The sequence below is a fragment of the Sulfolobales archaeon genome, from assembly GCA_038881635.1.
GTDB lineage: Archaea > Thermoproteota > Thermoprotei_A > Sulfolobales > AG1 > WYEN01.
Map to the genome: position 1 here is coordinate 9,526 of JAVZPJ010000014.1, position 5,636 is coordinate 15,161.

General features: G+C 42.7%; 4 protein-coding genes and 1 CRISPR repeat array. Of the genes, 1 reads left to right on the plus strand and 3 read right to left on the minus strand.

The window, feature by feature from the left end; all coding sequences use genetic code 11:
* Positions 1–24: 24 nt before the first annotated feature.
* The 3 genes from QXS89_07030 to csa3 form a co-directional block, all read right to left on the minus strand.
* A complete protein-coding gene (locus QXS89_07030) occupies positions 25–1,500 on the minus strand; it encodes a chloride channel protein (GenBank protein MEM3831927.1) in 1,476 nt (491 codons plus the stop codon).
* 40 nt (positions 1,501–1,540) lie between these two features.
* A CRISPR array of direct repeats spans positions 1,541–3,429; the repeat unit is 24 nt; unit sequence CTTTCAGTCTTTTCTTATTGCTTC.
* Positions 3,430–3,492: 63 nt separating this feature from the next.
* Positions 3,493–4,422 (minus strand): CRISPR system precrRNA processing endoribonuclease RAMP protein Cas6, encoded by a 930-nt coding sequence (gene cas6 / locus QXS89_07035; protein MEM3831928.1) that lies wholly within the window; start codon positions 4,420–4,422, stop codon positions 3,493–3,495.
* Positions 4,422–5,090, minus strand: coding sequence for a CRISPR-associated CARF protein Csa3 (csa3, locus tag QXS89_07040; protein MEM3831929.1), 669 nt, complete (start codon positions 5,088–5,090; stop codon positions 4,422–4,424). Before csa3 ends, cas6 begins: the two co-directional genes overlap by 1 nt.
* Before the next feature lie 110 nt (positions 5,091–5,200).
* Here csa3 and QXS89_07045 point away from each other — a divergent pair.
* Positions 5,201–5,636: hypothetical protein (locus QXS89_07045; GenBank protein MEM3831930.1), on the plus strand; the 436-nt coding region annotated here is incomplete at its 3' end.

Here is a 5,636-nt window from a genome sequence, read left to right on the forward strand (position 1 = left end):
TCTATTTAGGTTTCATCATGGGTTTTACTTCTCATGTTTGTTTGATTTACTCTCAAGCTGGCTTCTATAGAAAGATCTGTTTCCTGTTAGAAAATAGCTGACTGAAGCGGATATGACGGTGGGGATTATATAGCTGGGACCCATGGTTTCGGAGACTAGAGCTATGCTTGTTAAGAGAGTCTTGTTTGTTGCAGCCATTACTGCAGCCATTGATGACATTATGTAGAGAGGGGTTGGTTGGAGGTTGAGGATTGTTGCGTAAATGAGTCCGAGTACTCCTCCGACGTAGAGTGATGGGATGAATAATCCTCCGCTTCCTCCGAGGTTTAGTGTTATGCTTGTGGTTATGATTTTTAGGATTAAGAGTGCGATTAGATTGGTCAGAGCTATTTTTCCTGGTTCTGTTAGCGTGATTTTATGAATGAGATCGTAGCCTAGCCCTAGTGTTTCGGGGTAGAATAAGCCTATGATGCCGAGGATTAGGCCGGCGCATGTTGTTGTGAGTATCGTTGGAATTCTTCTGGTAGCTTGTTTGCTTATGATGTTTATTGTCTCATAGGTTTTCATGAATGCTAGGGCGGTTATTGCTGCTAGGATTCCTAGGAGAACTGCTTGTATGAGGGTGGTGAGAGTTGGTTTTGCGAATACTGGATTTGGAAAGATTGTTTCTGTTCCAAGGATTATAACGGATGTGAAGTAGGCGGAGACGGAGGCGATAGATGCTGGGATGAAGGCTTCGGTTTCAATATCTTTCTTGTAGGGTATTTCGAGGGCGAGTAGTATTCCTGTTAAGGGGGCTTTAAAGATTGCTGAAAATCCTGCTGCAGCTCCTGAGAGAAGTAGTATTTTCACAGTTTTTTGATCTAGTTTCAGCCTTCTAGTTATAAACGAAGAAAGTCCTCCGCCTAGTAAGAGACTTGGTCCTTCTAATCCAGCACTTCCACCGAAACCTATGGTTATAGCGGAGGCTAGAGTCTTGCTCAGTGTATCTCTCAAGCTGATATAGCCGTTTCTGAAGTGATATCCTTCGATTAGAAATTCTGTTCCGCAACCGCTTTCTTTTTTCTCTGCTAGTAATCTTACTACTAGATATCCTCCGAGGAGGGCGATAACTGTTGAGGCTAGGATAAGCAAGGAATTCCAGCTCGTAATAATAAGCGATAGATGGTGGAGCAGCTCGTAGATGTAAACTAGGAGAGATACGGCTAAACCTATTATTATACCTAGGATTAAAGGTAGCAGCCAAAACCCTGCTGTTCTAAAGAATCTTTCACTACGTACCTCTCTAAACCTCCCCCCGATCGTGATTAACCACTCAACCATCTTATCATAGATTAAACCGGCATACCCTCTCTCCTCACGCTGAATAAAAATTCCAACCCTCTCACCCACAGACCTAGAGAATAAAGTATCAACCTTTCCAACACGCCGCCGCAAGCCTCTTATAATCTTCAGAACGAGCAGATAAACATAAGCCACTCGACCCTTAATCACACGCATCCCACTCCACCAGAACTCTATATACAACCAAAAGACTTTCCTTTCAGTCTTTTCTTATTGCTTCGGAGATGTTCAAGGAGAAACCGACCCCCAGTGTCTACAACTTCCTAGATGCTTTCAGTCTTTTCTTATTGCTTCCCACACCTCATCAAAACCACCATAGCCACTGCTAAATCTATCTACTGACCTTTCAGTCTTTTCTTATTGCTTCGGCAAAGAGCTTAGAAATGTGTATATCGGCAACGGATCTAGCTTTGGTGACTTTCAGTCTTTTCTTATTGCTTCTCCCCATTTTCTCTCACTCTCCAATTTTTTATTTGTTAAAGGGGTTAATACTTTCAGTCTTTTCTTATTGCTTCAGACTGAAAGATCCACATACTCATCATAGATGATGTTGTAGGCATCTAATCACTTTCTTCAGATAGATACCACATGCTTTCAGTCTTTTCTTATTGCTTCGCTAAAAGAGTTGAAATATAGATACAGATTCAAGAGAATAGATGATGTGATAGACTTTCAGTCTTTTCTTATTGCTTCAGAATGAGATATATGTTAGAGTGAGAAAGAAAAAGAGAGAGGAATATACTTTCAGTCTTTTCTTATTGCTTCGCCGCGATATCCACTTTAAGGTTTCCAACGGATTGAGCTTTTATGTCCACCTTTCAGTCTTTTCTTATTGCTTCGTTTCACTAGTTTTGTAGCACTAAGCGGGGATACTCTAGCCTTAGCTCTTTCAGTCTTTTCTTATTGCTTCAGACTGACAGATACTGGGTTATTGAGAGGATCGGTACAAACGTTAACGACTTTCAGTCTTTTCTTATTGCTTCGCGGAAAGCTTCCACGAGTACACTATAAGGGTTCTAGAGTTCATCAACAACTTTCAGTCTTTTCTTATTGCTTCTGTTATAACTACTTTCACTTGCATCACCTCACGATCCTGAACTTTCTTTCTTTCAGTCTTTTCTTATTGCTTCCCAAGAGAAGCCTCAGCAATCACACCAGCAATCAAGCTAGCGAGAACACTTTCAGTCTTTTCTTATTGCTTCTCAATGGGACTCACTATATTGATGTGTCTGGCTCTGGTTTTCATGCTCTCTTTCAGTCTTTTCTTATTGCTTCGCTGTTAGAGTAACACTGCTCACTCCTACGAATGTCCCGCTGCCAAGACTTTCAGTCTTTTCTTATTGCTTCAAAGCTTGAGCGTCATCTTACCACCAACCCGCCTGAGCTGAAACGCCAACTTTCAGTCTTTTCTTATTGCTTCACTTGGGGAAAGGGGAAATATAAGTCTTTTGGGGGGTAGTCTGTGTTTTTCCTTTCAGTCTTTTCTTATTGCTTCGGGATCAACTGGGATGTGAGTGAGAGCATCAGCGTTTCAGCAGGTGTGGGGCACTTTCAGTCTTTTCTTATTGCTTCTCCTCTAGGCTACTCAACTACTTTCACATCCAGTTTCTCAGGCTGTGACTTTCAGTCTTTTCTTATTGCTTCGATTCATCTTCAAGTTTAAGGATCTGAGAACAGAGAATTTCCTCATCAACTTTCAGTCTTTTCTTATTGCTTCGTTTAGGATCGGGAGGTGGTGTAGATGAAAGTAGTTATAACAAGACTCTTTCAGTCTTTTCTTATTGCTTCGATAAAGCCTTCTGAAGATCTTTCGGAGCCGATGACACAGCAGATAGAACCTTTCAGTCTTTTCTTATTGCTTCGCTAAAGGCGGTAGAGTCATTTTAGCTATATTACTGTAGTAAGCTCTTTTCTTTCAGTCTTTTCTTATTGCTTCAGATCAGAATCATCCTAAACAACGGAGTGGTAGAAGGAACCCTCGAGAACTTTCAGTCTTTTCTTATTGCTTCATAGATCCAATAGCAGAGTTGATCGCCGTAGATGAAGGAGAACACTTTAAGGCTTTCAGTCTTTTCTTATTGCTTCCTGTGATGGTATTCTGCTTGGAGGTTTTTAAATTTTTTCGCTTAGTCTTCGGAAAATAATAGTTTACGCGGAGGAATCGGATGTTGGTATTGTTATTATTATGTGTCCGAAGCCTGTTGCTCTTGATGTTCCGATTCCGAGTGTGAGGGTTGTTGCTAGTGTTTCTTCGAGTAGTGTTTGGGTGTTTGTGCCTTTGGCTGTGTAGAGGTCTTGGTAGTGTTTGTTGAGGTATAGGTTTATGTAGCCTATTAGAGCTGGTATGGGTTTTTTATCTTCGCTGTATCTTATCTTGATCACCTTAGCTGTTCTGTGGATCGAGTATGGTTCGTTGAGTATTCTGTGGAGGCTTATCAGGGTTTTTATGAGAAGTCTCCATCTGAGTCTGCCCATGAGATAGAGGTTTATGTAGACTGGTGTAGAGAATATATTTATCGGTGTAGGGGTTAGAGACTTGTGCTTTCCAGATCTAAAGGGGTCTTTCAACAGTGTTGGAGATGAGAAGATCACTCTCATCTTACCCGATCTCGCGAGGTTCTGAACTGTTCTCCTAGCTTCTTCCGTCACATCTATGGATTCTACAGAGACTAACTCTACGTCGAGCATGTGTGCTCCGAAACGATGGCGACCGCTGAGATTGAGAAGAGCATTATACACTTCATCTGTTGTAGGACTAGCAGTTGTAGAGGCTTCTACGAATCCTACGTAGAAGCTGAATCTGGAGAAGCTGCTGAGATCTTTGAAGGAGTGTATGCATCTTATATGTGATCTACCTCTTTCAATTCTCTCAATATAGAGAGGAGTTATATGAATAAGCTTAGGAGCACCTCCGGAAGATTTCTCGAAGAAATGCTTCAGCCTGGGATTTCCATCTATTAGCAGAGATTTCACAAGCTTGCCAGTGAAAAAGTCTGCTCTAGCTCCCACCCCACCATCTAGTTTTTCCATAATCTCTCTAATCACTACCACAACCTTAAACAAGAATCTCTCCAACATCACTCACCAGCTCCCACATAGATCAAACGTCCCAACTCAGTGATCCTCACCACATCACCTTCAACCACCACCAACCCTCTCCGGCTCAGGTTTCTAACCATCTTATAAACAGCCGACTCCGACAACCCTGCCTCACGCGAAGCTATCTCAACAAGCTGACTCCTCCTCATCTCACCCCTATCACACAGTATCTTCAGAATAGCGAGACCTCTCTCCGGCAAGGTCGCGTAGAAAGACTCTAGAGGGAGAGACACATCATAAAGCCCATCCTCACGCATCAAAAGCACTCTACCCATCACACCCTGAAACCTGCCAAGCCTGTAGAGAGTGAGCAGTGCAAAGAGAACTTCAAAGATCACAAGCCTCATACCACCCGCAAGCACAGCCACCACCTCATCAGCTTTCTGCTTCTTCAAAGACCTCAAAACAGCTATCACATCATCGTAGAAGCTAGTCCCCGACACCTCCACCTCCACAACCCCAGCACCAGTACTCCTAACAATCTCCCTAAGCACATCAACAGCTCTCTCAACCTTCTTAACCTCAAACTCTCCACCAGTCTTCGAGTAGACAAGCATAACCGAGTCACCAGAATCTAAACCAACCTTCAACACTCCTCTTAATGGAAGCTTCTCGTCAAATCCTACAGTAACCACTACCAACTTCATATAAGACTTCCAACATTATCAATGAAGATAAAATTTATAAATTTTGCTTGCAATATTTCCAGTAGTGGTGGATTGAAGCAGAAGAGAGTAGAAAATAAAGGTGTCTCAGCTTGAGCCTAGGCGCTGTACTCTATGGGGTCCCGGTATATAGGGAGGGCGGCAGTACATATTCGGTTAAGATACCGCTAATAAAGATCCACCTCTATAACGACGTTGTTGCTGCTGCGTACAGCTACCTAGTCTATAGGTTCTCCCAGTACGCGTACCTCCAGAGAGGTTTTATCATTAGAAACTACGACCCCTCCTCAGGAACTATAGATGTAGAGGTTCCAGAGGAAATCCGCTTGGATGGTAGGAGTGTCAAGGACGATGTGATAGATCTATTCAAGGAGTTCATTCGGCAGTATTTTGTGCCGAGGCTCATCGATAGGATTCGCAGGACTGAACTCGACAGTCTGCTATCAGTATTCTACAATAGGTGGAGAAGAGATGAAAAACAGACAGGAGAAAGACAGACAGGAGTTGCCTCTGTGGTTCTACCCCTGA